We start from the raw sequence: 24,005 nt of genomic DNA, 5'->3' as shown, positions 1-24,005 counted from the left end.
GGGCACGCTTGCGCTTTGCCCACCCTACGTTCGGGTGCGTGAAACCCCTAAAATCCCGCCGTTGCCGGCTTCAAGGCCGCCGAGATCAGCTTGACGGCGTCGTCGCTGGCCCAATCGGCCGGTCCGGCAATGGTGGCGATCTCGCAGCCCTGGCCATCGACCAGCACCGATGTCGGCATCCCCAGCGCCCGGCCGATGCTCTTAAGATCCTGGAAAACCTTGGCTTTCGGGTCGGTGAAAAAGCCGAGCCGGGTCAGTTTCTCCTCTTTGAGGAAATTCCGCGGCTTGTCCGGGTCGCGGGTGTCGATGTTGACGGCGACCACCTCGAAATCCGGTCCGCCGAGTTTTGTCTGCAGGCTGTCGAGCGCCGGCATTTCCCTGCGGCAGGGCACGCACCAGGTGGCCCAGAGGTTGACCAGTACCGTGCGGCCGCGCCAGTCCGAGAGTTTTTTGGGTTTGCCGTCGGCGTCCTCGAACGCGAGGTCCGGTAGTTTCAGGGGGGTCGTGGCCATGGTCAGCGCCGCCACCTCGCCATGCGCCAGCGGCGCCAGTTTATTCGACAGCGCGATCGCCGGGCGGCAGGCCGGATCGCCGGCGGAATGGCGCCCAAATCCGCCAATGCCATATACCCCGGCAAATCCAATCACCGCCCCGATCAGCACGGCCCCGATCGCGATGGGAATCCGGCGCGTCACGGCCAGGCGGGGCAAGGGGTCTTCAGGCATATCGTTTGTCATCCTGTATCAGATACGGCTATGCAGAGCCGACATGAGGATCGGGTGCGGCGGTGACGCATCGCTGGCGGGCATGACGGCAAGCGGCAGGATATGAGCAACAAATCATGAGCAACAAGATGTGGGGCGGCCGGTTCACGGAACGTCCCGATGCGATCATGGAGGAAATCAACGTCTCGATCGACGTCGATCGTCATTTGTATGCCCAGGACATTGCCGCGTCCAAGGCCCACGCCGCGATGCTCGCTGCGCAAGGCATTATTACCGCAAACGATGCGAAAAATATCGGCAAGGGTCTAGACACGATTTTGTCAGAGATTGCCAAGGGTTCGTTCGATTTCAAACGGGCGCTCGAGGACATTCACATGAATGTCGAGAGCAGGCTTGGTGAACTGATCGGACCCGCCTCGGGCCGGCTGCACACCGCGCGTTCGCGCAACGACCAGGTCGCGACCGATTTCCGGCTGTATGTGCGCGATGTCATCGACCAGACCGACGCCGCCCTGGCCGCGTTCCAATACGCGCTGGTCGAGCGGGCGCTGGAACATGCCGGCACCGTGATGCCGGGCTTTACCCATTTGCAGACCGCCCAACCGGTGACCTTCGGGCATCATCTTCTGGCCTATGTCGAGATGGCCGGGCGCGACCGCGGCCGTTTCGCCGATGCCCGCAAGCGCCTCAACGAATCGCCGCTCGGCGCCGCGGCTTTGGCCGGAACTTCATTCCCGATCGATCGCCACGCCACCGCCAAGGCTTTAGGTTTCGACCGTCCGATGGCCAATTCGCTCGACGCGGTCTCCGATCGCGATTTCGTGCTGGAAACGCTGTCGGCGGCGGCGATCGCCTCGGTGCATCTGTCGCGCTTCGCCGAGGAGATCGTGATCTGGACCTCGCCGCTGGTGGGGCTGGTGCGGCTCAGCGACAAATTCACCTCCGGCTCCTCGATCATGCCGCAGAAGCGCAATCCTGACGCCGCCGAACTGGTTCGCGCCAAGACCGGCCGGGTGATCGGCGCGCTGACCGCGCTCTTGATCGTGATGAAGGGCCTGCCGCTGGCCTATCAAAAGGACATGCAGGAGGACAAGCAGGGCGCGATGGAAGCGTTTTCCGCGCTGTCGCTGGCGATCCGGGCGATGACCGGAATGGTGCTCGACCTGGTGCCGGATCAGGCGCGGATGAAGCTCGCCGCCGGCGAGGGCTACGCTACGGCTACCGATCTCGCCGATTGGCTGGTGCGGACCCTGAAAATGCCGTTCCGCGACGCCCATCACGTCACCGGGCGCATTGTCGCGGAGGCGTCCAAGGCCGGGATCGCGCTGCACGAACTATCCTTGCAGGCGATGCAGGCGGTCGAGCCGCGCATCACCAGGGATGCCCTGGCGGTGCTATCGGTCGAGTCCTCGGTCAAAAGCCGCACGAGTTTTGGCGGCACCGCGCCGAAGAACGTGCTGGCGCAAGCCAAGGCGTGGCTCAAGCGACTGGAAAAAGAGCGAAAATTGGGCTGAACCAGGTTTTGCGCCGTAATTTCGTCACCGCCCGGGTCTCGCCAGAGCGGGGCAATCTTTGTATGGTGCCGCCGCTTTGGGGATATCGCCGTGAATCGTCATTCTAATCCTTTCTCGCCGAGATGGACCGTCGTCCTGCTCGCCGCTTCGGTGCTGGCGTTGACCGGGTGCGGCCGTAAAGGCCCGCTCGATTTGCCACCGACCGGATCGCAGTCACAGTCCTCTGGATCGCAATCGCCCGTGGCGCAGTCGTCCGCCGCCGAGCCGACCGATACCGATGCGCAGCGCGCAGCGACGCCGAGCCTGTTCAATTCGACCTACGGTGCCGACACCGCGCCGACCGCCGGCAAGGGCCCCAAGAGATCGTTCGTTCTCGACCCGCTGCTGAATAGCAACTGAGCTAATCATGAACCATTTCGACTATCGCAACGGCGTGCTGCACGCCGAGGCGGTGAATCTGATCGAATTGGCGGATGCGGTCGGCACGCCGTTTTATTGCTATTCGACCGCGACGCTGGAGCGCCATTACCGGGTTTTTGCCGAAGCCTTCGCCGGCGAAAAGGCCGTGGTGTGCTACGCCATGAAGGCCAATTCCAACCAGTCGGTGCTGCGCACGCTGGCCAAGCTCGGCGCCGGCGCCGATGTGGTGTCGGGCGGCGAATTGAAGCGCGCGCTGGCCGCCGGCATTCCGCCGCAAAAGATTTTGTTCTCCGGCGTCGGCAAGACCGAAGCCGAGCTGCGCGCGGCGCTGGCGGCGGATATTCTGTGCATCAATGTCGAGTCCGAGCCCGAACTCGAATTGCTGTCGCGGCTCGCCGTTGAAAGCGGCAAGACCGCGCGCATCTCGGTCCGGGTCAACCCGGATGTCGATGCCGGCACCCATGCCAAGATCGCGACCGGCAAATCGGAAAACAAGTTCGGCATTCCGTTGGCCCGCGCTCGCGCGGTTTATGCCCGCGCGGCCAAACTGCCGGGGATCGAAGTGACCGGCACCGACATGCATATCGGCAGCCAGATCACGGACCTCTCCAAGATGGAAACCGCGTTCCGGATTCTGGCCGAATTCGTCCAGACGCTGCGCACCGACGGCCACACCATCTCGCACATCGATTTCGGCGGCGGCCTCGGCATTCCCTATTACATGGACCGCGCAGCGCCTCCGGCGCCGGACGCCTATGCCGCGATGGTCAAGCGGGTCACGCATAATCTCGGCTGCACGCTGATGTTCGAGCCGGGCCGCATGATCGTCGGCAATGCCGGCATCCTGGTCACCCGTGTGATCTATGTGAAGCCGGGCGACGCCAAAAACTTCGTCATCATCGATGCCGCGATGAACGATCTGATCCGGCCGACCCTGTACGAGGCGCATCACGACATCCTGCCGGTACGCGAGGCAAGCCCCGGCGCGCGCATGATCACCGCCGACGTGGTCGGGCCGGTCTGCGAGACCGGCGACTATCTCGCGCTCGACCGCAACATGCCGGTGCCTGCGGCCGGCGATCTCCTGGCGATCATGACCGCCGGCGCCTATGGCGCGGTGCAGGCCGGCACCTACAACACCCGCGCGCTGATCCCGGAAGTGCTGGTCAAGGACGATCAATACGCGGTGGTGCGGCCTCGCATCGAGGTCGAAGACCTGATCGCGATGGACAAGCCTGCGCCGTGGCTGTGACGCGCGGCAGGCCTGCCACGCGACGCATGACCATCACAGACCGTCTATTCATTCCTCGATAGCGCCGCCGATCTCCCTGAGGTGCTGACGAAAGCCATGCTGCGGATCGCGACGCCGCCGCGACAAATATTCCGCAAACTGCAATTGCTCGCGCAAGCTCTGCCCGCCTGCCATCGCGAGGGCTTGCCGCCGCTCGGTGTCCCGGATGCCGGCCGCGGTCGCGACGATCAGCGCAAGGTGTTCGCTGGGCAGAAACAGCACGCCATCTTCATCGGCCAAGACGATGTCGCTGGATGTGACCCGATGCGGACCGACATTGGCGGCTTCGAACGTGTCGGGGGGTCTCGGATCCAGCCGCTGCGGGCCCGCCGGGATCAAGCCGAGACTGAACAGCGGGAGGCCGATTTCCGCCACCTCGGGATTATCGCGATGCAATCCCCAAATCACCATGCCCGCAAGCCCGGCGCCTTTGACTTCCCGCGCCACCAGATCGCCGACGCAGGACTCGTCGAGCCGGCCGTCATTGTCGACGACAAGAACGTCGCCGGCGTCCGCTTGCTCCAGTGCTTCGAGAAATACGTCGACGCTGCCAACGTGGCGTACCGGGCGTACCCTGCCGCTGGCTCTCATGCCGGCCACGGCGGGGCGCATCACATGCGGGGCACATCGCAGCGGCACCTGGACGCGCAAGCATGCATCCGCCAGGTGCGCGGTGGTCAATTGGTCGAGTTGAATGCTGTCATCTCCTGATGTCAAAGGAGACCTCCGTTTGGTTGAGGACTGATATGAAAACTAAGCGAGAGCCTCGCTTTCGGCGACGGCCGCCGACCAGGCGTCCGGCGACAAGCCGTCGATCGCGACGAATTTGGCGACCGCGCAATCCTCGCGCCATTTTCTGGTCGTGGTGTAATCGGGCGATTGATAAAATGCCGTCGCCTTCGCGATCGACGGAAATTCGATCAGCACGATCCGCATTGTGTCCTGCGGGCCTTCCAGCGTCACGATCTCGCCGCCGCGCGCGATGAAACGCCCGCCGAAGCTGGCGATCGTTCGCGCGGTGCGTTTGCCGTATTCACGGAATTTGTCCCAATCCTTCACGTCGAACTGGGCAACGATGTAGGCAGCCATGAATCTCATTCTCCGGAGGGGAGTTGCAAGGGATGGTGGTATCACCACGACAGTGGCAGCAAGCCATTGAGGCGGCAAAGGAGAAGGTTTTGACGACGGATGAAGTTTCCTCACCTGTGATCGCTAAGACCTCGTTTGAACGTGCAGCCCGTCGGCTTCTAAAGAAAGGTCGGTCCAGCAACGCCGGGTGCATGTGGATTTAGCCGATGCACCGGACAAATCCGGAGTCCGCCCCATGCTGACGCTGCTTCCTCACGGTCAACCGCCGGGGCAAGCTCCAATCGCGATCGTACAGCGCCCGTTCGAGACGCGCGCGGCGGACGGCTATGCCATCAGGGGATTTTTCTGGCGTCATCCGGAAGGCGCTGCCGCGCGGCCGGTGGTGATCATCAATCCGGCCACGTCGGTTCGTTGCCGTTATTATTTCCGCTTCGCCGGTTTCCTCTTCAACCACGGGTTCGACGTCATCGCGTATGATTATCGCGGCATCGGCGAGTCGCGCCCGGAAAGCCTGCGCGGCTTCGATGCCTCGTGGATCGATTGGGGACGGCTCGATTTCGAGGCCGTGCTGCGATACGCCGATCGGGAGTTTTCGGGGCAGCCCATTCAGGTGGTCGCCCACAGCGTCGGCGGGTTTATTCTAGGTCTCGCCGAGTCGAATCATTTGGTTCGCCGCGTCTTCACGGTGGGCGCGCAATACGCCTATTGGCGGGACTACGCCGCGAACGCCAGATGGCGGATGTTCGCAAAGTGGCATGTCGTCATGCCGCTGGTGACGATGCTGTTCGGCTATTTCCCCGGCGAGAAGTTCGGATGGCTCGAAGATACCCCGAAAGGCGTCGTGCGGGACTGGGTTCTCAGCCGGGAACGTTGCGAGGAGACCTGGCGGGGCCGCGCTGCCATGCGCTACGCTGACAAGCGCGATCTGGTGCGGCCGTTCGCAACTGTCACGGCGCCGACCTTGGCGGTCAGTCTCACCGACGACGAGTTCGGCACCGTCGCCGCGGTGGAGCGGCTGCTCGCCTATTTCAGCCACAGCCTACGAACGCATGTCAGGATTTCACCGCAATCGATCGGCGAGCCTGCGATCGGCCATTTCGACTTCTTCCACAGCCGGTTCGAACCAAAACTATGGCAGCTTCCGCTGCAATGGCTGAAATTCGGCAGCCGTCCCGAGAACGGTCCGGGCTTCGTGGTGTCATCCCATTAAAGCGTTTTCGAGCCAACGGGTCGCGCGAATGCGCGCCCGATGACAGGCTCCGTGGAAACCGGTTCGCATAGCAATCTGCGCAGATTACGTAGACTTATCTGCGGTAGAAAACGCGTCAAAACAAAAGACTAGAGCCCCGTTCCGATTCTATCGGAAAAGGGCTCTAGCGTTTTCCAGCGTGGTCGCTTTGAAGGCGTCGGCCTCGCGCAACAGCCAGCGCTTGAAGCCGACGAGATCAGGCCGATGGTCAGCGCCTTCGGAGCTCACGAGCCAGTAGGCGGTCTCGGCCGTGACCATGTCCGGATCGATCTCGACCAGCGCCTCGCTGGCGAGATCGCTGTCGACCAGCGGGCGCCGCCCGAGCGCTACGCCCAGGCCCATGGCCGCCGCTTCGAAGGCGAGTTGTATCGTGTCGAACCGCAGTCCCCCCGCAGGATCTATGGCGTCGATGCCCTTTCCATTCAGCCAACTCTTCCAGTCTTCGCTGGCCGGCATGACGTGGATCAGCGTCGCCCGGGTGAGGTCGATATTTCCTTCTGCATCGAGCAGGATATCCCTGTAAGCGGGACTGCAAACAGGGACCAGCTCTTCGCCGAACAATTTGGTCCAGCCCGCGTCAGCCTGCGGGGCGCGGCTCATGCGAATGGCAAAATCGAAGCCGTCGACCGGAAAGGCGACTTGCCGTCGTGACGTATCCACGGTGACGCTGACATTCGGCCAGCGATCGCTGAAATTGTGCAACCGCGGCAACAGCCAGCGCGAAGCCAGCGTCGGGGCGCAGCTCAAGGCGATGGTGCGGTTTTTCCGGTTGTTTGGCAGGCGTTGCGTGCCGATCGCGATCAGCGCGAGCGCGTCGGAAATATAGCGCAGATAATCTTCACCCGCCGGGGTCAGTGAAAGTTTGCGCGGCTCGCGGATGAAAAGCTCGATACCGACGGACTGCTCCAATCCGACGATGCCGTGGCTTACCGCGCTCGGCGTCACGTTCAGTTCGGCAGCGGCAAGTTTGAAACTCTGAAGCCTGCCGGCTGCTTCGAAGAAGCGAAGCGCTGCGAGTGGTGGAAGACGAAGCGGCATCACAGATCCCCGGCTGCCGTGTCATCCTATGGGGCCCATCCTGCTGCCGCAAGCACGCCGCCGCGCTCTCGCGCCGCGGATGTTGCAACGAAGCCATGCATGATGACTCGGCCACGCGAAACGCTATTTCGCGGCGTGACTGCCGCCCTTGGCGCCGCCGACCACCACGCCGGCGGCCTTCTCGATCGGCTTGATTGCCGAGGTAAAATCCGACTCCGGACCCATCTCGCGGATCACGACTTCCCAGAGCCGGCCGACCGCCTCGGCGACTTCCATCGACAACCCCAGCGATTTCATCTCGTCGAGCGCGAGCCGGACGTCCTTGACCATCAGGCCGGTCGCGAAACCGAAATCGAAACTGCGCGGCAGCACGGCGCGGGGAAACTTGTCGCGGCTCGCGGTGTTCATGCCGGAACCGGCGTTGATCACGTCGATCATGACGGCGGGATCGAGCCCGGACTTGACGCCCATCACCACCGCTTCCGAGGTCGCGACCATCGCGGTGGCCGACAGGAAATTGTTGGCGAGCTTCATGGTCTGCCCGGAGCCGGGCTTTTCGCCGATGAAGAACACCTTGCCGATCACGTCCAGCGCCGGCTTGACGATTTCGAAATCGGCGCGCGGCGCCGATACCATGACCGCCAACGTGCCCTTTTCGGCGCCGCCGACGCCGCCGCTGACCGGACTGTCGATCTGGACGATGTGTTTGCTGGCCAGCAGGCCGTGAATTTTGACCGCCATCTGCGAACCGACCGTGGACAGATCGACGAAGCGCTTGACGCGCTTGCCCTCGATCACGCCGCCGCTGCCGGTCGCAACCTCGAGCGAGGCTTGCAGCGACGGCAGGCTTGCCATCACGGTTTCGACGCGGTCGGCGATATCCTTTGGCGACGAAGCCGCCTGTGCGCCAAGCGCGATCAATTGGTCGACCACTTCCTTGCGGGTGTCGAACACGACGAGCTGATGCCCCGCCTCGACCAGCCGACGCGCCATTGGGAAGCCCATCTTCCCGAGGCCGATGAATCCGATATCCATTTTTTATTTTCCTTTGACGTTCGTCATTGCGAGCCACCGGGTCGGGCGAACGCCCGCCCGATGATAAACTCCGCGAAGCAATCCAGACTTTCTTTGTCGCTCTGGATTGCGTCGCTGCGCTCGCAATGACGGTTTAGACGTTTCCGATGGCTCTTAGACGTTCGCCGATTGCTTTCCCGGATTGAGCGACGTTACGAGGTCGCGGGCCCGCAGTCACGCCTTCGTGTCATGCGTGCATTGGGGTGTGGGATACCGTAACTGACCGGGTGCCTCATTGCCGCCGCCGTGCTAGGGTGTTGTTCGGGCGCGAGATTTGCATGGGCAGGGTCTGAGCAAGATTTGCGTGGGCGCTTGCAAGGAGATTTGATTGAGCGGTGCACCCCCCGATCTGCCGGAACCCGCGCGCGACCCCGATGCCGCGTCGCGGCTGCGGTTGGCGCAGGCCGTGCAACGGGCGCAATACGCCATCGCGTGGGAGCAGAGCTGGCCGCATCTGGCGCGGCTTCTGACGGTCGTCGGGCTGTTTCTGGTGGTGTCGTGGGCTGGCCTGTGGCTGGTGCTGCCGTTCATCGCCCGCGCCGTCGGGCTCGGCCTGTTCGTGCTGCTGGCGCTGGCTGCGCTGTTTCCGCTTTCGCGGTTTCGCTGGCCGAGCCGTGAACAGGCGCTGAGCCGGCTCGACCGCGGCACCGGGCTGCGCCATCGCCCGGCGACCACCTTGACCGATACGCTGGTGTCGCAGGACCCGGTGGCGCGCGCGCTGTGGCAGGCGCAGCGTGAGCGCACGCTGGCCTCGATCAAGCGCATCCGCGCCGGCCTGCCTTCACCGCGGCTTCCGATCCACGATCCCTGGGCGCTGCGCGCGCTGGTCGCGGTGCTGATGGTGGCGACCTATATCGCGGCGGGCGACGAGCGCATGATGCGCACCGAAGCCGCGTTCGACTGGAACGGCGTATTGTCGCCGGCCAATGTCAGGGTCGATGCCTGGGTGACGCCGCCGATCTACACCGGCAAGCCTCCGGTCATCCTGTCGGCGGCGAACAAGGAAGCCGGCGCAACAAGCAGCGTTGCGGCCGGACCGTTGCCGGTTCCGGCGGGTTCGACGCTGATCGTGCGCTCCAGCGGCGGCGCGCTCGATGTCGCGGTGTCCGGCAATCTGACCGAAGCCGTGCCGACCGAACAGGCGCCGCAGGGCACCAACGAAAAACATTTCACGATTGCAGGTGACGGCACCGCGCATGTCCGCGCGCCCTCCGGCCAGCCGCAATGGAAGTTCAGCGCGGTCCCCGACCGCGCGCCGACGATCGCGCTGGCCAAGGATCCCGAGCGTCAGGCCCGCGGTTCGCTGCAATTGTCCTACAAGATCGAGGACGACTACGGCGTCACCGAAGCGCAGGCGCATATCGTCGCGCGCGCCGGCGAGCGGCCGCAGGGCGCCGGCGAGCCGCGACCGCTGTACGATACCCCGAAGTTTTCGCTGGTGCTGCCGAACGCCCGGACCCGCAACGGCGTCGGTCAGACCGTGAAAGACCTCAGCGAGGATCCCTATGCCGGGGCCGAGGTGACGCTGACCCTGACGGCAAAGGACGAGGCCGGCAATGAGGGCCACAGCGACCCCTTCGACATGCGTTTGCCGGAGCGTTTGTTCACCAAACCCTTGGCGCGGGCGCTGATCGAGCAGCGCCGCATCCTGGCGCTCGATGCCAATCAAAACGACCAAGTCTACGCCGCGCTCGATGCGCTGATGATCGAGCCGGACATCTTCACCCCCGAGGCCGGCCAGTATCTCGGCCTCCATGACGTGGCGCGGCAGCTCGAGGCCGCCCGTACCGACGATGCGCTGCGCGAGGTGGTCGCCAGCCTGTGGGCGCTCGCCGTCACCATCGAGGATGGCAACATCACCGATGTCGACAAGGCTTTGCGTGCCGCGCAGGACGCGCTCAAGCAGGCGCTGGATCGCGGCGCCAGCGACGAGGAGATCAAGAAACTCACGCAGGATCTGCGCGCGACGCTGGATAATTACATGCGCCAGCTGGCCGACCAGATGCGCAACAATCCGCAAGCCCTGGCGCGGCCGCTCGATCCCAATACCAAAGTGATGCGCCAGCAGGACCTCAACAGCATGATCGAGCGCATGGAGCGGCTGTCGCGCTCCGGCGACAAGGATGCCGCCAAGCAATTGCTGGAGCAGTTGCAGCAGATGCTCGAGAATCTGCAACTGGCGCAGCCCGGCCAGTCCGGCGACAACGACATGGAGCAGGCGCTCAACGAGCTCGGCGACGTGATCCGTAAGCAGCAGCAATTGCGCGACAAGACGTTCAAGCAGGGCCAGGATTCGCGGCGCGATCGCTCGCGCGGCAAGCCGGGCGACCAGAGCATGGGCGATCTGCAACAGGATCAGCAGGGCCTGCGCGACCGGCTCAAGAAATTGCAGCAGGAACTGGCCAAGCGCGGCATGGGTCAGCCGGGTCAGAAGGGCGAGAAAGGCCAGAAGGGTCAACAAGGCGGGCAGGGTCAGCAGGGACAACAAGGCGACGACGACGGCGATCAGCAGGCCGACAATGGCGACAGCGCAGATACGCTCGGCGATGCCGACAACGCCATGGGCGATGCCGACGGCAAGCTCGGTGACGGCAATGCCGATGGCGCCGTGGATTCGCAAGGCAAGGCGCTGGACGCGATGCGCAAGGGCGCCCAGAGCCTGGCGCAGGCGATGCAGCAGGGCGATGGCGACGGGCAGGGCGACGGCCCGGGCAATCGCGCCGGACGCCAGCAGAGCAGCGGCAATTCCACCGATCCGCTCGGCCGCCCGCTGCACGGGCGCGAATTCGGCGACGACATGACCGTGAAGATTCCCGGCGAGATCGACGTGCAGCGCGCCCGCCGCATCCTCGAAGAACTCCGCCGCCGTCTCGGCGACACGGCGCGGCCGCAGCTCGAACTCGACTATCTCGAGCGGCTGCTGAAGGATTATTGAGGGCGCTTGGCCCGGATACACAAACCGTCATCACCGGGCTTGTCCCGGTGATCCACGTCTTGCTTTCTTTTCGGGGCAAAGACGTGGATGGCCGGGACAAGCCCGGCCATGACGAGTTGAAAGGTTCAGCGATCCTTACGGCGCGTAATGCGGCCTCTGCCCCCGCCTAGTCCCGCTTCCGCGACGCCAGCGCGTCGGCCACCGCGGTGCGGATATCCGCCACTGAAAACGGCTTGGTCACCACGTCATGCACGAGGGCGTTGAGGCCGGAGGCGCGTTCGCGCTGGTCGGCAAAGCCGGTCATCAGCAGGATCGTCAGGTCGGGGAAATCGCGCGCCGCCGTCAAGGCCAGCGCGATGCCGTCCATCACCGGCATCTGGATATCGGTCAGCAGCAGATCGAACGCGCCGGCATCGCTGGTCAGGATTTCCAGCGCTTCGGCGCCATCCTCCGCGGTCACGATGGTGTGGCCGTCCATCGCGATGGCGCGCGCCACCAGAGTCCGCATCGATTCTTCATCGTCGGCGATCAGCACGCGCGGCATCAAGGCACCGTATCATAAAAACGTCGGGACAAGCGGGCTCGGCTTTATGCGCTGCCGCCGGCGATGTCCCTCTTGTTGAAGAAGCGTACATCGATATTGCGCCCTTCCGGCGGCGGCGAGGCCAGCCGCGACTTGAACCAGGCGGTTTCGCCCGGCTTCAGGATCGGCTGCTCCAGCACCGCGTTCCAGGCGTAGATTTCGGCGCCCTGCGCGTCGCGGACGCTGAAGCGCAGCCGCGGCAGCTCGACGGCCTTGCGGGTCTCGGCGGTGATCACGCCCTCGATCACCAGCACCGGCTTGCCGTCCACGGTTTCACTGCTGATCTTGACGTCCTTGAACATCAGCCCGCGCAAATTCACATCGAGCCCGACCATGCGGTAGAACGAAGCGGTCTGCGGCAGCAGGCGCACCATGTCGCCGCGCCAGATCACCAGCGCCAGCACCAGCGCGCCCATCGCGGCGCAAGCGGTCGGAAGGCCGGCGAACGGCACGCTGAACCACGATCGGCCGCGGGCGCGGAGCCGGGCTCGCGGCTTGAAAAGATGGCGTAGCCGCGACAGCAGGCTTGGCCGCCCGGCGTCGGGTTCCTCCATCTCGTGCTGCGACCAATCCGTCTCGGATGGCCCGCCGGCGGGCCAATCGGCCGATATCGAGGGGCTGTCGACCACCGGGATGCCCTGGTCGGTGCGGGCTCCTAGCGGATCTTCGTCCTCGTCCGCCATCCGCTCCCATTCGGCGGCCACGTCATCGCCATCGCCGGCGGTGGCGGCCACCGGAGCGGCCATGGCAATCGCCTCCTCCGGCCGCGCCAGCCAGACCTCCTTGCAGCGGGAACAGCGGACGGTACGGCCGGACGCGCCCAAAGTTGCCAGATCAATGGCATAGGACGTCGTACAATGCGGGCAAACGATATGCATGGAGCCACTCTCCACAAGGGCGTTGCGCGGATGCTACAAGGCGACCGTTAACGAATCGGAAACCATAACCGAAGCACAACCGTATTGTTCGGTTCACCACCGCAACGGAGTGCTGGTCTCTGGCTCCCGGTCTTTCCCCGGGGCCCTATCGAACGGAGCTGAGCTTGGTTCGGTTCGAAAATGTCGGTTTGCGCTACGGGCTCGGCCCGGAGATTTTGCGCGACCTCAGTTTCGTGATTCCCGCGCACTCCTTTCAGTTCCTCACCGGGCCCTCCGGCGCCGGCAAGACCTCGCTGCTGCGGCTGTTGTTCCTGTCGCTGCGGCCGACCCGCGGCCTGGTCAATTTGTTCGGTCACGACGTCTCGCTGCTCGGCAAGGAAGAGGTTTCCGATTTGCGGAAGCGGATCGGCATTGTGTTGCAGGACTTTCGCCTGCTCGATCACATGACGACCTATGAAAACGTGGCGCTGCCGTTCCGGGTGATGGGCCGCGAGGAATCGACCTATCGGCGCGAAGTCATCGACCTCCTGAAATGGGTCGGGCTCGGCGAGCGGATGGATGCGCTGCCGCCGATCCTGTCCGGCGGCGAGAAGCAGCGCGCGGCGATCGCGCGCGCGGTGATCTCGCGGCCGCATCTGTTGCTGGCGGATGAGCCGACCGGCAACGTCGATCCGACCCTGGGGCGGCGGCTGTTGCGGCTGTTCATCGAACTGAACAAGTCCGGCACCGCGGTGGTGATCGCGACCCACGACATCAACCTGATGGACCAGTATGAAGCGCGGCGGCTGGTGCTGCATCAGGGACGGCTGCATATCTATGAGTAGAACCGGAGACGAACACGGCCCGCTGATGGACCTGGGGCAGGATCGCCCGCAGGTGCCGGCCAAGGCGCGCAACCTGTCGCCGATCGTGCCGCGCGCCTCGATCGCCGGCCGGGCGCTGGTCGCCGTGGTCGCGATCATGACCTTCCTCGCCTCGATCACCACCGGCGCGGTGCTGCTGGTGAGCGCGTCGGCGGCGGAGTGGCAGTCCGATGTCTCGAGCGAAATCACCCTCCAGGTGCGCCCGGCGCCCGGCCGCGATCTCGATCGCGACAGCGCCGCGGTGGTCGAGGCGATGCGCAGCCAGCCCGGCATCGTCGAGGTCAGGCCGTTCACCAAGGAGCAATCGTCGAAATTGCTGGAGCCGTGGCTCGGCAGCGGGCTGTCGTTCGACGATCTGCCGATCCCGCGGGTCATCGTCGCGCGGGTTCAGCCCGGCACCACGCTCGATCTCGCCGGCTTGCGCAGCCGGGTGACGCAGGTTGCGCCCTCCACCAGCGTCGACGATCACCGCGCCTGGATCGAGCGGATGCGGACCATGACCGGCGCCACGGTATTTGCCGGCCTCGGCATCCTGGCGCTGGTGATCGTCGCCACCATCATTTCGGTATCGTTCGCGACCCGCGGCGCGATGGCCGCCAATCGGCCGATCGTCGAGGTGCTGCATTTCGTCGGCGCCGGCGACCGCTATATCGCCAACCGGTTTCAGCGGCATTTCCTGCGGCTTGGCCTCGAGGGCGGCCTGATCGGCGGCGGCGTCGCCATGCTCGGCTTCGGCTTTTCCGAATCGATCGCCGGCTGGTTCTCCGGCACGCCGGTCGGCGATCAGTTCGCAGCCTTGCTGGGCACGTTTTCGCTGCGGCCTTCGGGGTATCTGGCGCTGGCGGCGCAGGCGGTGTTGATCGCGGCGATCACCGCCTGGGCCTCGCGCCGAACGCTGTTTGCCACGCTCGACGACATCGACTGAAGCGGGCTGGACTGAAGCGGGTCTGCGCGACGATACCGCATCAAGCGGACTCCATTTCGCCTGAAAACGTTCTAGTGTAACGCCTTAGGCGCTTGTTGAAGCAAAGGAAGACGACCAGACCTCACATGAGTTCACAGTCCGACCATATCCCGGCCGAGCCGAATGCCGAGCCAACTGGCAAGGCGACCAAAGCCGCGCCTTCCTGGCTGCGCGGCACCTTGGTGGCCATGCTGGCTGCGGCGTTCGTCGGCGCCGCGGTTGGATTCGTCGGATTTCTGTCGCAATTGCGCGGGGCCGAGAGCCGGCCGGCGCAAACCGCCGACGGCATCGTGGTGCTCACCGGCGGCTCGTCGCGGGTTTCCGACGCGATGGAATTGCTGGCCGCAGGCTTCGGCAAGCGGCTGTTGATCTCCGGCGTGCATCCAACCAACGATGTCAGCGACATCTCCCGTTCGCTGCCGGACAACAACCAGGCGCTGCTCGGCTGTTGCGTCGATCTCGACCGCTCGGCGGTCAACACCCGCAGCAACGCGGCCGAGACCCGGCGCTGGGCCCATGAGCGCGGCTTCAAATCGCTGATCGTGGTGACCTCGAATTACCATATGCCGCGCGCCATCGTCGAAATGTCGCACGCGATGCCCGATATCGCGCTGATCCCGTTCGCCGTGGTCGGCGATAAATGGCGCGACGAACCGTGGTGGACCAGTGGCGCGACCTTGCGGCTGTTGCTATCGGAATACGTCAAATACGTCGCCGTGGAGATGCGGGTGCGGCTGGCCGATGCCGGTCTCGATCTGGTGTCCGAGGGTGCCGATCTGCCGACCGGTTCGCTGGCGCCGCGCCGGGGCGCAACCGCTCAAGCCAACTGATCGGATTTCGATGGTTTCGATATTCTTGCGTTCGCTGGCCTACAACGTGCTGTTCTATGCGCTGCTGGTGTTCTGGATCCTGCTCGCGATCCCGACCTTCCTGATGCCGCGTTGGGCCATCCTGAACATCGCCAGATATTGGGCGCGCAGCAGCATCTGGCTGATGCGGGTGATCTGCAACACCAGGGTGGAATATCGCGGGCTGGAAAAAATCCCGCAAGGGCCGCTGATCGTCGCCTCGAAGCACCAGTCGATGTGGGAAACCTTCGCGCTGCTGCAATTCTTCAAGCAACCGCTGTTTATCCTCAAGCGCGATCTGATGTGGATTCCGTTCTTCGGCTGGTATCTGAAGAAGGCGAACATGATCGGGATCGATCGCAGCGCCGGCGGCCGTGCGCTGTTGACGATGACGCGGCGCGCCGGTGAGGCGGTTCGGCGCGGACGCCAGCTCATCATCTTTCCCGAGGGCACCCGGCGTCCGGTCGGCGCGCCGCCCGACTACAAAAGCGGGATCGCGCAGATCTACGTCGATTGCGGCGTAGCCTGCGTTCCGGTCGCGCTCAATTCGGGTCTGTTCTGGCCGCGCCGCACCTTCATGCGCTATCCCGGCACGCTGGTAGTTGAGTTCCTCGATCCGTTGCCGCCCGGCCTGGCGCGCCGCGAATTCATCGCCCGCGTCTCGGCCGTGATCGAGGACGCCACCAACCGTCTGGTCGAGACCGCGCAGCAGGAGCAGGCGCAATTATTTGGCCGGGTGCCGTCTGCGCCGGCGAAAGGGTAGCGGATCGATTCTGCGAAGCTATCTCAACGTCATCCTGAGGTGCGAGCCCTTGCGAGCCTCGAAGGATGCTGTTCATCGCTGTGCTTGCGGTCATCCTTCGAGGCTCGCTGCGCTCGCACCTCAGGATGACGGTTCCGGCGTGTCCCTGCGGTCCGCAGGGGCGACCGTTGCATCTTAAATCACCGGTGCCGCGGGGTGTCGTCGTGCAGCATCAGCGCCAACCGGTGCAATTGCTCGTCGCGAAAACCTTGCGCTTCGATCGCCTTGACGGTTTCCAGCACATAATCGCGATTGTTGCCGGAACGGCCGTAGCCATGCTGCACGTAACGCAGCTGCTCGGCGAGCGATAGCCGTCCGGCATATTGCACATGGCCGCGATCGGCCACGTAGGTCAGCGCGGCTACCCGTTCTCGCGCGGCGTTGTCGAGCCAGACCGAACGGGTCACTTCGCGGTAGACGTTGGTGGTCTGCTCGCGGGCGCGCAAGTACTCGACGGTGGCGTCGCGCAGGCTGGCCGCGACGCGGAACGCGATGCCGCGGCAGGCGCCGCCGCGGTCGAGGCCGAGCACCAGGCCGGGCTTTTCCGGGGTTCCACGATGGTCGAACGAATAGACGCAGAGCGCGCGGTGCTCGCCGATCAGCCGCGCCGGCACCTGCTCGATGAACTCGAATCCCGGTCGCCACATCAGCGAGCCGTAGCCGAACACCCAGAGGTCTGCCTTGCGGCCGGAATCGGGGTCGGTGTTGGACAATTCCGTTTCGGATACGATTTTGGTTGCCATTTGCGGCGACGCCTAGCAGAAACCGGCCTCCGATCAAAACAGGTTAATCCGGAAATTCACCCATAAGTTGGCTCCGAACGCGGGTTAACTTGATTGCGGCGCGTGTCCGCATCGCTTAATTGACAAAATTGCTCGTCAAAGGACGCTCCATGTCCGATCTCAACCTCGCGCCGCGCCGGCGCCCGCTGTGGCGCCTTTTCATCATGCCCGTCCTGCTCCTGGTCGCTGCCGCGGCCTGGAGCGCGTTCTGGTTCTATTCCGCTTCCAAGGTCGATGAGACGGCCGATGCCTGGCGGGCGCGCGAGGCGCGGTCCGGCCGGGTCTATGATTGTGCCCGGCGCTCGGTCGGGGGCTATCCGTTCCGGCTCGAAGTGCGCTGCGATGGCGTCAACGTGTCGCTGACGGCGCAGACCGCGGGCCAGAATCCGGCGCAGCCGCCGATCATCGCCAAGCTGGCCCAAATCCTGGTGGTGGCGCAGGTCTACGATCCGAAATTGCTGATCGCGGAGTTCACCGCGCCGGCGACGATCGTCACCCCCGGCAATACGTCCTCGATGATCGCGAAGTGGAGTTCGGCCCGCAGCAGCATCGTCGGGCTCCCGGGTGTGCCGCAGCGGGTCGCGCTGGTGTTCGACGATCCCGCGATCGACCGGGTCTCCAGTTCGACGCAGAAGCCATTGGCGCGCGCCAAGCACATCGAGTTGCATGGAAGGCTGCTCGACGGTTCGCCGTCGGATCACCCGGTGATCGAGACCGCGTTGTCGATATCAGGCGGCAGCATCCAGGAAGTGCATCCGCTGCTGGCGCAGCCGTTCGACGCCGATGTGCGGGTCACGCTCAGCGGCTTGAAGGATTTCTCGCCAAAGCCGTGGCCGCAACGGCTTCGCGAAATCCAGGCGGCCGGCGGCAATGTCGAGATCGTGCAGTCGCGGATCCAGCAGGGCGACCTGGTCGCGGTCGCAGCCGGCAAGCTCAGCCTCGACCCGCAGGGCCTGCTCGACGGCGAGTTGGAGATGACGGTGGTGGGCCTCGAGAAGGTGATCCCCGCGCTTGGCCTCGAGAAGATGCTCGATGAGGGCGTGCCGCAGGCGACGCTCGATAAGGTGGCGCCGGGCGTCAAGGCGCAGGACGTCAGCAATCTGTTCGGCGCGCTCGATCGCGCCATCCCCGGTCTCGGCAAGGCGGTCAAGCAGAACGTCAATGTCGGCGTCGTCGCGGGCCTCAACGCGCTCGGCAAGGAAGCCGAACTGGAAGGCAAGAAGGCCCGTGCGTTCCCGCTGCGCTTTGTCGCCGGCGCGGCGTATCTCGGACCGGTCAAGGTCGCGCAGATTCCGCCGCTGTTTTAGAGCGTTTGACGCAGAGGAGTTCGTCATGGCCGGGCATAGCCGTCCGTAGGACGGCGTCGCTTCCGCTCGCCTATGTCCCGGCCATCCACGTCTTTTGACTTGGGTGCAGCAAGACGTGGATACCCGGGACATCTAGCGCGAAGACGCGCTTCGCGCTTCTGCCCGGGCATGACGAGTTCTTCGAAATATCCGATTTTATTTGCTGCTTTTGAATCAACCTCTGAAGCCCACCTCACGCGCGGATCGCCGAAGCGTGATCGTCACGGCGCTGCACGCCGGGAATGTCGGGCCCAGATAACGATCTTGTTGTCATACGACCGCATATTCCGGCGGCCGTCGGCAAGGAGACGATCGATGACCCGATTCAAATTATTGAGCGCGGCCCTGATTTTGTCGGCCACCATGGCAGGTCAAGTGTTTGCCCAGGAGGCAATCCAGGAGCCCGGCAATTACGCTTTTTTCCATCCGAATGGTGACCTGCTGCACGCAAACTCGCCGTCACCGGCGCCCGATGCGATGGCGATGATGCCGGCCGGCAGCGCCAAAGCGGTTCGGCATCATATGGAGCACCATGTCGCGATCAAACGTGCTGACCGCTACAGCGAGTAGTGACGACGCTGATGCGATCTTCCCTCTCCCCTTGTGGGAGAGGGTGGCTCGCATCTTTAGATGCGAGACGGGTGAGGGGTCTCTGACTCTCGTTATGTTGCTACCCCTCATCCGGCACGGACTGCGTCCGCGCCACCTTCTCCCACATCGAAGTCGGATTTATCCGACTTCGACAATTTAATGTGCCCAACTCGGGTAAACCCGAGTTGGGTGGGAGAAGGGAAACTAGAACGACCTCGCATCCACTCACGCCGCCGCGCGTTCGGCGGCCGGACGGCGACGCAGTCCGGCGTTGAGGATCGCCGGCGGAATGTAAGCGGCCGCATTCGGGGCGACGTCGATTCCGGGCGGGACGATTTGGTCGATCTTGTCCAGGATTTCGTCAGTGAGACGAACCTCCGCGCCGGCCAGCAGGTCGTCCAGTTGCGGCATCGTGCGTGGCCCGAGGATCGCCGAGGTCACGCTGGGATGCGCCATCACGAAACCCATCGCCATATGCGTCAGCGACAGCCCGGCCGCTTGCGCGATGGGAAGCAACTGCTCGACCGCATCGAGGTTGCGCTCGTCGGACATCTGCTTGGGCATATATCTGACGCGCAGGCTGTCGGGCAGCGGTTGGCCCTTGCGGTAGCGGCCGGTGAGCATGCCCTTTGAGAGCGGACTCCAGACCATCACGCCCATTCCGTAACGCTCGCAGGCAGGGAGCACTTCACGCTCGATGCCGCGATCCAGGATCGAGTAGGGCGGCTGTTCGGTGCGGAAGCGGGAGAGCCCACGCCGTTCGGCCGTCCACTGCGCTTCGACGATCTCCGAGGCCGGGAAGGTCGATGAGCCGATCGCGCGCAGTTTTCCCGCGCGCATCAAATCGGTGAGCACCGACAGCGTCTCCTCGATGTCGGTGTCGGGCGCGGGCCGGTGGATCTGGTAGAGATCGATATGGTCGGTCTGCAGGCGGCGGAGCGAGGCCTCCAATGCTTGCGTGATCCAGCGCCGCGAATTGCCCTGCTGGTTCGGATCCCCGCCCATCGGCCCGTGCACCTTGGTAGCCAGCACGATGGTGTCGCGCCGGCCTTTCAGCGCCTTGCCGACGATCTCCTCCGACTCGCCGCTGCTGTATCTGTCGGCGGTGTCGACGAAGTTGATACCGAAATCCAGGGCCTTGTGGATGATGCGGATGCAATCGTCGTGATCGGCGTTGGCGAGCCGTCCGAACATCATCGCGCCGAGGCAATAGGGCGTAACCTTGATGCCGGTTTTTCCCAGTGTGCGGTACTGCATGGTGGTTTCCTTTTTGGTTGATCGATCTGCTGTCAGCGCCGCCCTAACTGCGTTGAATTTCTTGCGCGTGAGACTGGATCACCACGGGATCGTGCCGTTTTCCCAGCGCGTGAACGTCCCGGTCGGACCATCCGCGCCGAGCAGCGCAACGCGCACCGCTTCGCGGGCGCCTTGCTCGATCGTATCCGTGCCGGCATATCCATTGAGCTTCGTCCTGGTGAAGCCCGGCGAGACCGCGTTGACCTTGATACCTTCCGGTTCAAGTTCGATCGCCATCGCGAGCGTCAATGCGTTGAGTGCTGTCTTGGACGCCGGATAGACCGGACCGAAGATCGAGCGCCAGGCGAAGGCCGGGTCCGCGTTCAACGTCAGCGACCCGGCGCCGCTCGATACGTTGACGATGCGAGCATTCGGCGTTTCGCGCAGAAGCGGCAGCATCGCCTGGTAGACGGCGAGGACGCCGAACACGTTGGTGTCCCACACCGAGCGCATCTCATCGAGCGATACGTTGCTCGGGCGGGTTGTCTTGGCGTACGCCTCGACGGACTGGCCGGGCAGCCTATTTACATTCGAGATCGCCGCGTTCTGGACCAGCACGTCGAGGCGGCCAAATTCGTCGCGGATGCGCTTCGCCGCGGCGGTGATCGAAGCCTGATCCGTCACGTCGAGTTGTACTGCGCGGGCGTCTCCGTCGATCGTCTTGGCCGCGGCCTCGCCACGCGCGAGGTCGCGCGACCCGACCAGCACCGTAAAGCCGTGTGGTACGAGATCGCTGGCGATCTGAAGGCCAATTCCTTGATTGGCTCCGGTGACCAGGGCAACGGGTTTGTCCTGCATGGTGGGTTCCTCTTGTCGGTCGATTTGTTGTCAGCGCCGCCTGACTGCGTTAGCTTGGCCGAAGTGGAACGATGTTCCGTATCTAAAATACGGAACGATGTTCCGTTTTTCAAGTGAAAATGTTGTGAGCAGCAAACCGATCGACCAAGGTGATGAAGCGGGTCCCCGGCACGGCTCGGATCGGCGCGTGCGGATCGACGTCCAGCGGAACCTCGACGCGCTGCTGCAATCGGCCAAGGCGGTGTTCGCGACGTCAGGGGTCGACGCGCCGGTGCGGGAAATCGCCGAGAAGGCCGGCGTCGGCGTCGGCACGCTCTACCGGCATTTTCCGGAGCGCTCAGACCTGATCGCGGCCGTGTTCCGTCACGAGATCGACGCCTGTGCGGACGCCGCGCCAATCCTTGCCGCCGAACACCCGCCGTTCGAAGCTCTGGCGAAATGGCTGCAGCGATACGCAGCCTTCATCACCGCCAAACGTGGACTGGCCCCGGCGCTGCACTCGGGAAACCCGGCCTTCGCGCCGCTGCGCGGCTATTTCGAACAGCGCGTCCAACCCGCCGTTCGACCGCTTCTGGAGTCGGCGGTGGCCGCCGGCGAGGTCCGCAGCGATGTCGATGCCGACGATATTCTGGGCGCGGTCGCAAGTCTGTGCTCGTCCGCCTACAATGACGGCGCCGGCCGGGCCGAGCGCATGGTCGCCCTGTTCATCGACGGCCTCCGCTACGGCACCCACCTGTCGACGAAATGAGCAGGTAGCGCGCATCGGCCTGATACGCGGGACCACAAAGCGACGCGGATATCGAGCAACGGCGCTGCCGTCATCCCCGGGACGAACGCGAAGCGTTCGCCCGTGAGGTGCGCGCTCTTTCTCGCGCGCCTCGAAGGATGGCCGCAAGCACGACGCTGAACACCATCCTTCGAGACGGCGCTTCGCGCCTCCTCAGGATGACGCCCGTGGGTGCATGAGCGATACCCATCACCCGCTCAACGAAACCAGTTCGCGCGCCAGGTTTTCGCGGGCCCGTCGATCATAGGTCGCGGCAAAGCCTGCATCGGGAAAGATCACCGGCCGCGCGGCGAATTGGCTCAGCACGCGGGCGCGGCCGTCGCGATAGTCGCGCTCGCTGACATGCGCGAATTCCTGGCGGATCGCCGCGGCATAGGCATCGTATCGCGCGGGCTCCGCGCCCAATATGCTGAGGTCGATCGAGATCAGGATCGCCCCGAGGCGATCGTCGGGCTCGACCTTATGGGTCTTTGTCAGGCGGATCAGGCGGCCGACTTCCTGACGAAGGTCATCACGGATGTGCTGCTCGGCGAGCCGGGCGCTGAGCTCTTCATTGTCTGATCTGGTGGAATCGTAAACCACATCGTGCCACCAGATCGCCCGCTCGAGAATTTCGCGCTCGACCGCCGAGAGATGGTCCACGCGCGCGAGCGCGGCGAGACAGTCTTCGATGTGCTGCAAATTGTGATAGTGGCGGCCAGGTGCCGCGTAGGCTGCCAACAACGCGTCGTGGTTCATCGTCAAGCTATACTGCGGAAACAATGAAAGTGGTAGGCGGTCGCGATGTCCCTTCACCTCTCCCGTTGGGAGAGGTCGGCGCGTAGCGCCGGGTGAGGGGTTAGGGCCATTCGTTTGGTATGACGGCCCTCACCCGATTTGCACCGGACGATGCTTCGCATCGCCGAGAGCAAATCGACCTCTCCCCGCCGGGGAGAGGTGAAGTGAAGCGGGCGGATTGCGTGGCTTAATCTAACCTCATGCCGCTCTAGCGGATCAGAGATCAATCAAGCCGCCGTCGACGAACAGTTCGGCGCCGGTAGAGTAGGTGGCATCGGCGGCCAGATAGAGCGCTGCGGCGGCGACTTCGGCTGAAGTACCGGTGCGGCCGAGCGGAATGCGGGTCTTGGCGCCCTCGATGAAGCCTTCCTTCTGAGCCGGCGTGAGGCCGCCTTTGTCGAGAATCGGCGTGATGATCGGGCCGGGGCTGATGGTGTTGACCCGGATACCGCGCGGTGCCAGCTCCCTGGCGATGGTGCGGCCGAACGAACGCAGCGCCGCCTTGGTCGATCCGTAGATCGAGCTGCCCGCCAAGCCGCCGCCCGCGCCGGCCACCGAGGCGGTCAGGATGATCGCGCCGCCGTCGGGAATGACCGGGATGGCGTGCTTGATCAGGAAGTATGCGCCCTTGACGTTGGTGTTGAACTGGCTGTCGTAGAAGGCTTCGTCGACCTGCGCGATCGGCGCGAATTTGGCGATGCCGGCGTTGACGAACAGCACGTCGATGCGGCCGTGCTTGGCTTTGACCTGATCGACCAGGGCCTTGGTCGCGGCGACGTTGCTGGCGTCCGAGAGCAGAACCTCGATCCCGGGCAATGCTGGCTTGGCGGCCTCCACCGAGCGCTCGCTGGACCCGGTCACGACCACCGTCGCGCCTTCGGATTGAAACAGTTTGGCGGTCTCCGCACCAATCCCGCTGGTGCCGCCGCTGATGAGAACGATCTTGTTATCGAGCTTGGCCATGAAAGGCATCCTGATGAGAGTGAGTTGACGTGACCCGAGAGATGGGGCGGCGCGCGGCGCGGGCAAGGGCGGTGGTGCGGCGAAGACGGGGGTACGGCGCGAGAGGCGCCTCTGCAGCAACGCACCGTCATCCCCGGGATGAACGCAATTGCGTTCACCCGTGAGGTGCGAGCCTTTGCGAGCCTCGAAGGATGGGCAGCAAGCACGACGCTGAACACCATCCTTCGAGGCGCGCCAAAGATGGCGCGCACCTCAGGATGACGTTGCGGTTTGCGGAAATCACCAGATTGATTTTTCCGGCGGGGCAAATCACACGATGTTGTGTCCAGTCCCTTTCACGCCTCCGCATCATTTCTGATTTTCAGAAATTGTCCTTGACTCCTGACCCAACT

The 24,005-nt window shown here is 64.2% G+C and carries 25 protein-coding genes; 13 read left to right on the top strand and 12 right to left on the bottom strand.

The window, feature by feature from the left end; translation table 11 throughout:
* Window positions 1–47: 47 nt before the first annotated feature.
* Complete coding sequence (gene tlpA / locus GSQ88_RS29020) at window positions 48–737, bottom strand: thiol:disulfide interchange protein TlpA (RefSeq protein WP_159011229.1); 690 nt, start codon at window positions 735–737, stop codon at window positions 48–50.
* Between the two features lie 104 nt (window positions 738–841).
* On the opposite strand from tlpA, the gene argH reads away from it, so the two are divergent.
* The 3 genes from argH (at window position 842) to lysA (ending at window position 3,911) form a co-directional block, all read left to right on the top strand.
* A complete protein-coding gene (gene argH, locus GSQ88_RS29015) occupies window positions 842–2,239 on the top strand; it encodes an argininosuccinate lyase (protein WP_159011228.1) in 1,398 nt (465 codons plus the stop codon).
* Between the two features lie 90 nt (window positions 2,240–2,329).
* A complete protein-coding gene (gene lptM / locus GSQ88_RS29010) occupies window positions 2,330–2,638 on the top strand; it encodes an LPS translocon maturation chaperone LptM (protein WP_159011227.1) in 309 nt (102 codons plus the stop codon).
* Window positions 2,639–2,645: 7 nt separating this feature from the next.
* Window positions 2,646–3,911, top strand: coding sequence for a diaminopimelate decarboxylase (gene lysA / locus GSQ88_RS29005; protein ID WP_159011226.1), 1,266 nt, complete (start codon window positions 2,646–2,648; stop codon window positions 3,909–3,911).
* 48 nt (window positions 3,912–3,959) lie between these two features.
* Here lysA and GSQ88_RS29000 read toward each other — a convergent pair whose 3' ends face one another.
* Together GSQ88_RS29000 and GSQ88_RS28995 are read right to left on the bottom strand one after the other, a co-directional pair.
* Window positions 3,960–4,667 (bottom strand): RraA family protein, encoded by a 708-nt coding sequence (locus GSQ88_RS29000; RefSeq protein WP_159011225.1) that lies wholly within the window; start codon window positions 4,665–4,667, stop codon window positions 3,960–3,962.
* Between the two features lie 36 nt (window positions 4,668–4,703).
* Window positions 4,704–5,039, bottom strand: a complete 336-nt coding sequence (locus GSQ88_RS28995) for a DUF1330 domain-containing protein (protein WP_210253916.1) — start codon at window positions 5,037–5,039, stop codon at window positions 4,704–4,706.
* Window positions 5,040–5,274: 235 nt separating this feature from the next.
* Here GSQ88_RS28995 and GSQ88_RS28990 point away from each other — a divergent pair, with 235 nt between their 5' ends.
* On the top strand, window positions 5,275–6,249 hold the full coding sequence (locus GSQ88_RS28990) for an alpha/beta hydrolase family protein (RefSeq protein ID WP_159011223.1): 975 nt from the start codon (window positions 5,275–5,277) through the stop codon (window positions 6,247–6,249).
* A gap of 147 nt (window positions 6,250–6,396) precedes the next feature.
* On the opposite strand, the gene GSQ88_RS28985 is transcribed toward GSQ88_RS28990, so the two are convergent.
* Both GSQ88_RS28985 and GSQ88_RS28980 read right to left on the bottom strand, forming a co-directional pair.
* Window positions 6,397–7,326, bottom strand: a complete 930-nt coding sequence (locus GSQ88_RS28985) for a LysR substrate-binding domain-containing protein (RefSeq protein WP_159011222.1) — start codon at window positions 7,324–7,326, stop codon at window positions 6,397–6,399.
* A 123-nt stretch (window positions 7,327–7,449) separates the two neighbouring features.
* Window positions 7,450–8,361, bottom strand: a complete 912-nt coding sequence (locus tag GSQ88_RS28980; protein WP_159011221.1) for an NAD(P)-dependent oxidoreductase — start codon at window positions 8,359–8,361, stop codon at window positions 7,450–7,452.
* 367 nt (window positions 8,362–8,728) lie between these two features.
* Here GSQ88_RS28980 and GSQ88_RS28975 point away from each other — a divergent pair, with 367 nt between their 5' ends.
* Entirely contained in the window at window positions 8,729–11,335 is a 2,607-nt protein-coding gene (locus GSQ88_RS28975) for a TIGR02302 family protein (protein WP_159011220.1), read from the top strand.
* Window positions 11,336–11,501: 166 nt separating this feature from the next.
* On the opposite strand, the gene GSQ88_RS28970 is transcribed toward GSQ88_RS28975, so the two are convergent.
* Together GSQ88_RS28970 and GSQ88_RS28965 are read right to left on the bottom strand one after the other, a co-directional pair.
* Complete coding sequence (locus GSQ88_RS28970; protein WP_159011219.1) at window positions 11,502–11,879, bottom strand: response regulator; 378 nt, start codon at window positions 11,877–11,879, stop codon at window positions 11,502–11,504.
* Window positions 11,880–11,923: 44 nt separating this feature from the next.
* The gene (locus GSQ88_RS28965) at window positions 11,924–12,796 is read right to left on the bottom strand and encodes an MJ0042-type zinc finger domain-containing protein (RefSeq protein WP_159011218.1); all 873 of its coding nucleotides are present in this window, start codon (window positions 12,794–12,796) and stop codon (window positions 11,924–11,926) included.
* Window positions 12,797–12,960: 164 nt separating this feature from the next.
* Here GSQ88_RS28965 and ftsE point away from each other — a divergent pair, with 164 nt between their 5' ends.
* From ftsE to GSQ88_RS28945, 4 genes are all read left to right on the top strand, one after another.
* Window positions 12,961–13,620: a cell division ATP-binding protein FtsE gene (ftsE, locus tag GSQ88_RS28960; protein ID WP_159011217.1), complete on the top strand. Its 660-nt coding sequence runs from the start codon at window positions 12,961–12,963 to the stop codon at window positions 13,618–13,620.
* Window positions 13,613–14,584, top strand: coding sequence for a cell division protein FtsX (locus GSQ88_RS28955; protein ID WP_159011216.1), 972 nt, complete (start codon window positions 13,613–13,615; stop codon window positions 14,582–14,584). The genes ftsE and GSQ88_RS28955 overlap by 8 nt, the downstream gene beginning before the upstream one ends.
* Before the next feature lie 125 nt (window positions 14,585–14,709).
* The gene (locus tag GSQ88_RS28950) at window positions 14,710–15,453 is read left to right on the top strand and encodes a YdcF family protein (protein WP_159011215.1); all 744 of its coding nucleotides are present in this window, start codon (window positions 14,710–14,712) and stop codon (window positions 15,451–15,453) included.
* 10 nt (window positions 15,454–15,463) lie between these two features.
* Window positions 15,464–16,234 carry a lysophospholipid acyltransferase family protein gene (locus GSQ88_RS28945; protein ID WP_159011214.1) on the top strand — a complete coding sequence of 257 codons (771 nt, stop codon included), beginning with the start codon at window positions 15,464–15,466 and terminating at the stop codon, window positions 16,232–16,234.
* Window positions 16,235–16,413: 179 nt separating this feature from the next.
* Here the strand turns inward: GSQ88_RS28945 and GSQ88_RS28940 are convergent, their stop codons facing one another.
* Entirely contained in the window at window positions 16,414–17,016 is a 603-nt protein-coding gene (locus GSQ88_RS28940) for a gamma-glutamylcyclotransferase (protein WP_159011213.1), read from the bottom strand.
* A 149-nt stretch (window positions 17,017–17,165) separates the two neighbouring features.
* Between GSQ88_RS28940 and GSQ88_RS28935 the strand changes: the two genes are divergently transcribed.
* Together GSQ88_RS28935 and GSQ88_RS35370 are read left to right on the top strand one after the other, a co-directional pair.
* Window positions 17,166–18,362 (top strand): DUF2125 domain-containing protein, encoded by a 1,197-nt coding sequence (locus GSQ88_RS28935; protein WP_159011212.1) that lies wholly within the window; start codon window positions 17,166–17,168, stop codon window positions 18,360–18,362.
* Between the two features lie 168 nt (window positions 18,363–18,530).
* Window positions 18,531–18,971, top strand: coding sequence for a hypothetical protein (locus GSQ88_RS35370; RefSeq protein WP_210253915.1), 441 nt, complete (start codon window positions 18,531–18,533; stop codon window positions 18,969–18,971).
* 246 nt (window positions 18,972–19,217) lie between these two features.
* Here the strand turns inward: GSQ88_RS35370 and GSQ88_RS28925 are convergent, their stop codons facing one another.
* Both GSQ88_RS28925 and GSQ88_RS28920 read right to left on the bottom strand, forming a co-directional pair.
* A complete protein-coding gene (locus GSQ88_RS28925) occupies window positions 19,218–20,249 on the bottom strand; it encodes an aldo/keto reductase (protein WP_159011210.1) in 1,032 nt (343 codons plus the stop codon).
* 78 nt (window positions 20,250–20,327) lie between these two features.
* Window positions 20,328–21,086: an SDR family NAD(P)-dependent oxidoreductase gene (locus tag GSQ88_RS28920; protein WP_159011209.1), complete on the bottom strand. Its 759-nt coding sequence runs from the start codon at window positions 21,084–21,086 to the stop codon at window positions 20,328–20,330.
* Between the two features lie 97 nt (window positions 21,087–21,183).
* Here GSQ88_RS28920 and GSQ88_RS28915 point away from each other — a divergent pair, with 97 nt between their 5' ends.
* Window positions 21,184–21,834 (top strand): TetR/AcrR family transcriptional regulator, encoded by a 651-nt coding sequence (locus GSQ88_RS28915; protein ID WP_159011208.1) that lies wholly within the window; start codon window positions 21,184–21,186, stop codon window positions 21,832–21,834.
* 228 nt (window positions 21,835–22,062) lie between these two features.
* Here GSQ88_RS28915 and GSQ88_RS28910 read toward each other — a convergent pair whose 3' ends face one another.
* Window positions 22,063–22,611 carry an HD domain-containing protein gene (locus GSQ88_RS28910; protein ID WP_159011453.1) on the bottom strand — a complete coding sequence of 183 codons (549 nt, stop codon included), beginning with the start codon at window positions 22,609–22,611 and terminating at the stop codon, window positions 22,063–22,065.
* Window positions 22,612–22,866: 255 nt separating this feature from the next.
* Entirely contained in the window at window positions 22,867–23,613 is a 747-nt protein-coding gene (locus tag GSQ88_RS28905; protein ID WP_159011207.1) for an SDR family oxidoreductase, read from the bottom strand.
* Window positions 23,614–23,804: 191 nt separating this feature from the next.
* On the opposite strand from GSQ88_RS28905, the gene GSQ88_RS35365 reads away from it, so the two are divergent.
* Window positions 23,805–24,005, top strand: a 201-nt coding sequence (locus GSQ88_RS35365) for a hypothetical protein (protein WP_210253914.1), incomplete at its 3' end; no start/stop codon positions are given.

This window comes from Bradyrhizobium sp. S69, assembly GCF_009766005.1.
Lineage (GTDB): Bacteria > Pseudomonadota > Alphaproteobacteria > Rhizobiales > Xanthobacteraceae > Bradyrhizobium.
The sequence above is the reverse complement of the archived record's forward strand: the minus strand, read 5'-3'. Positions and strand labels throughout refer to the sequence as shown.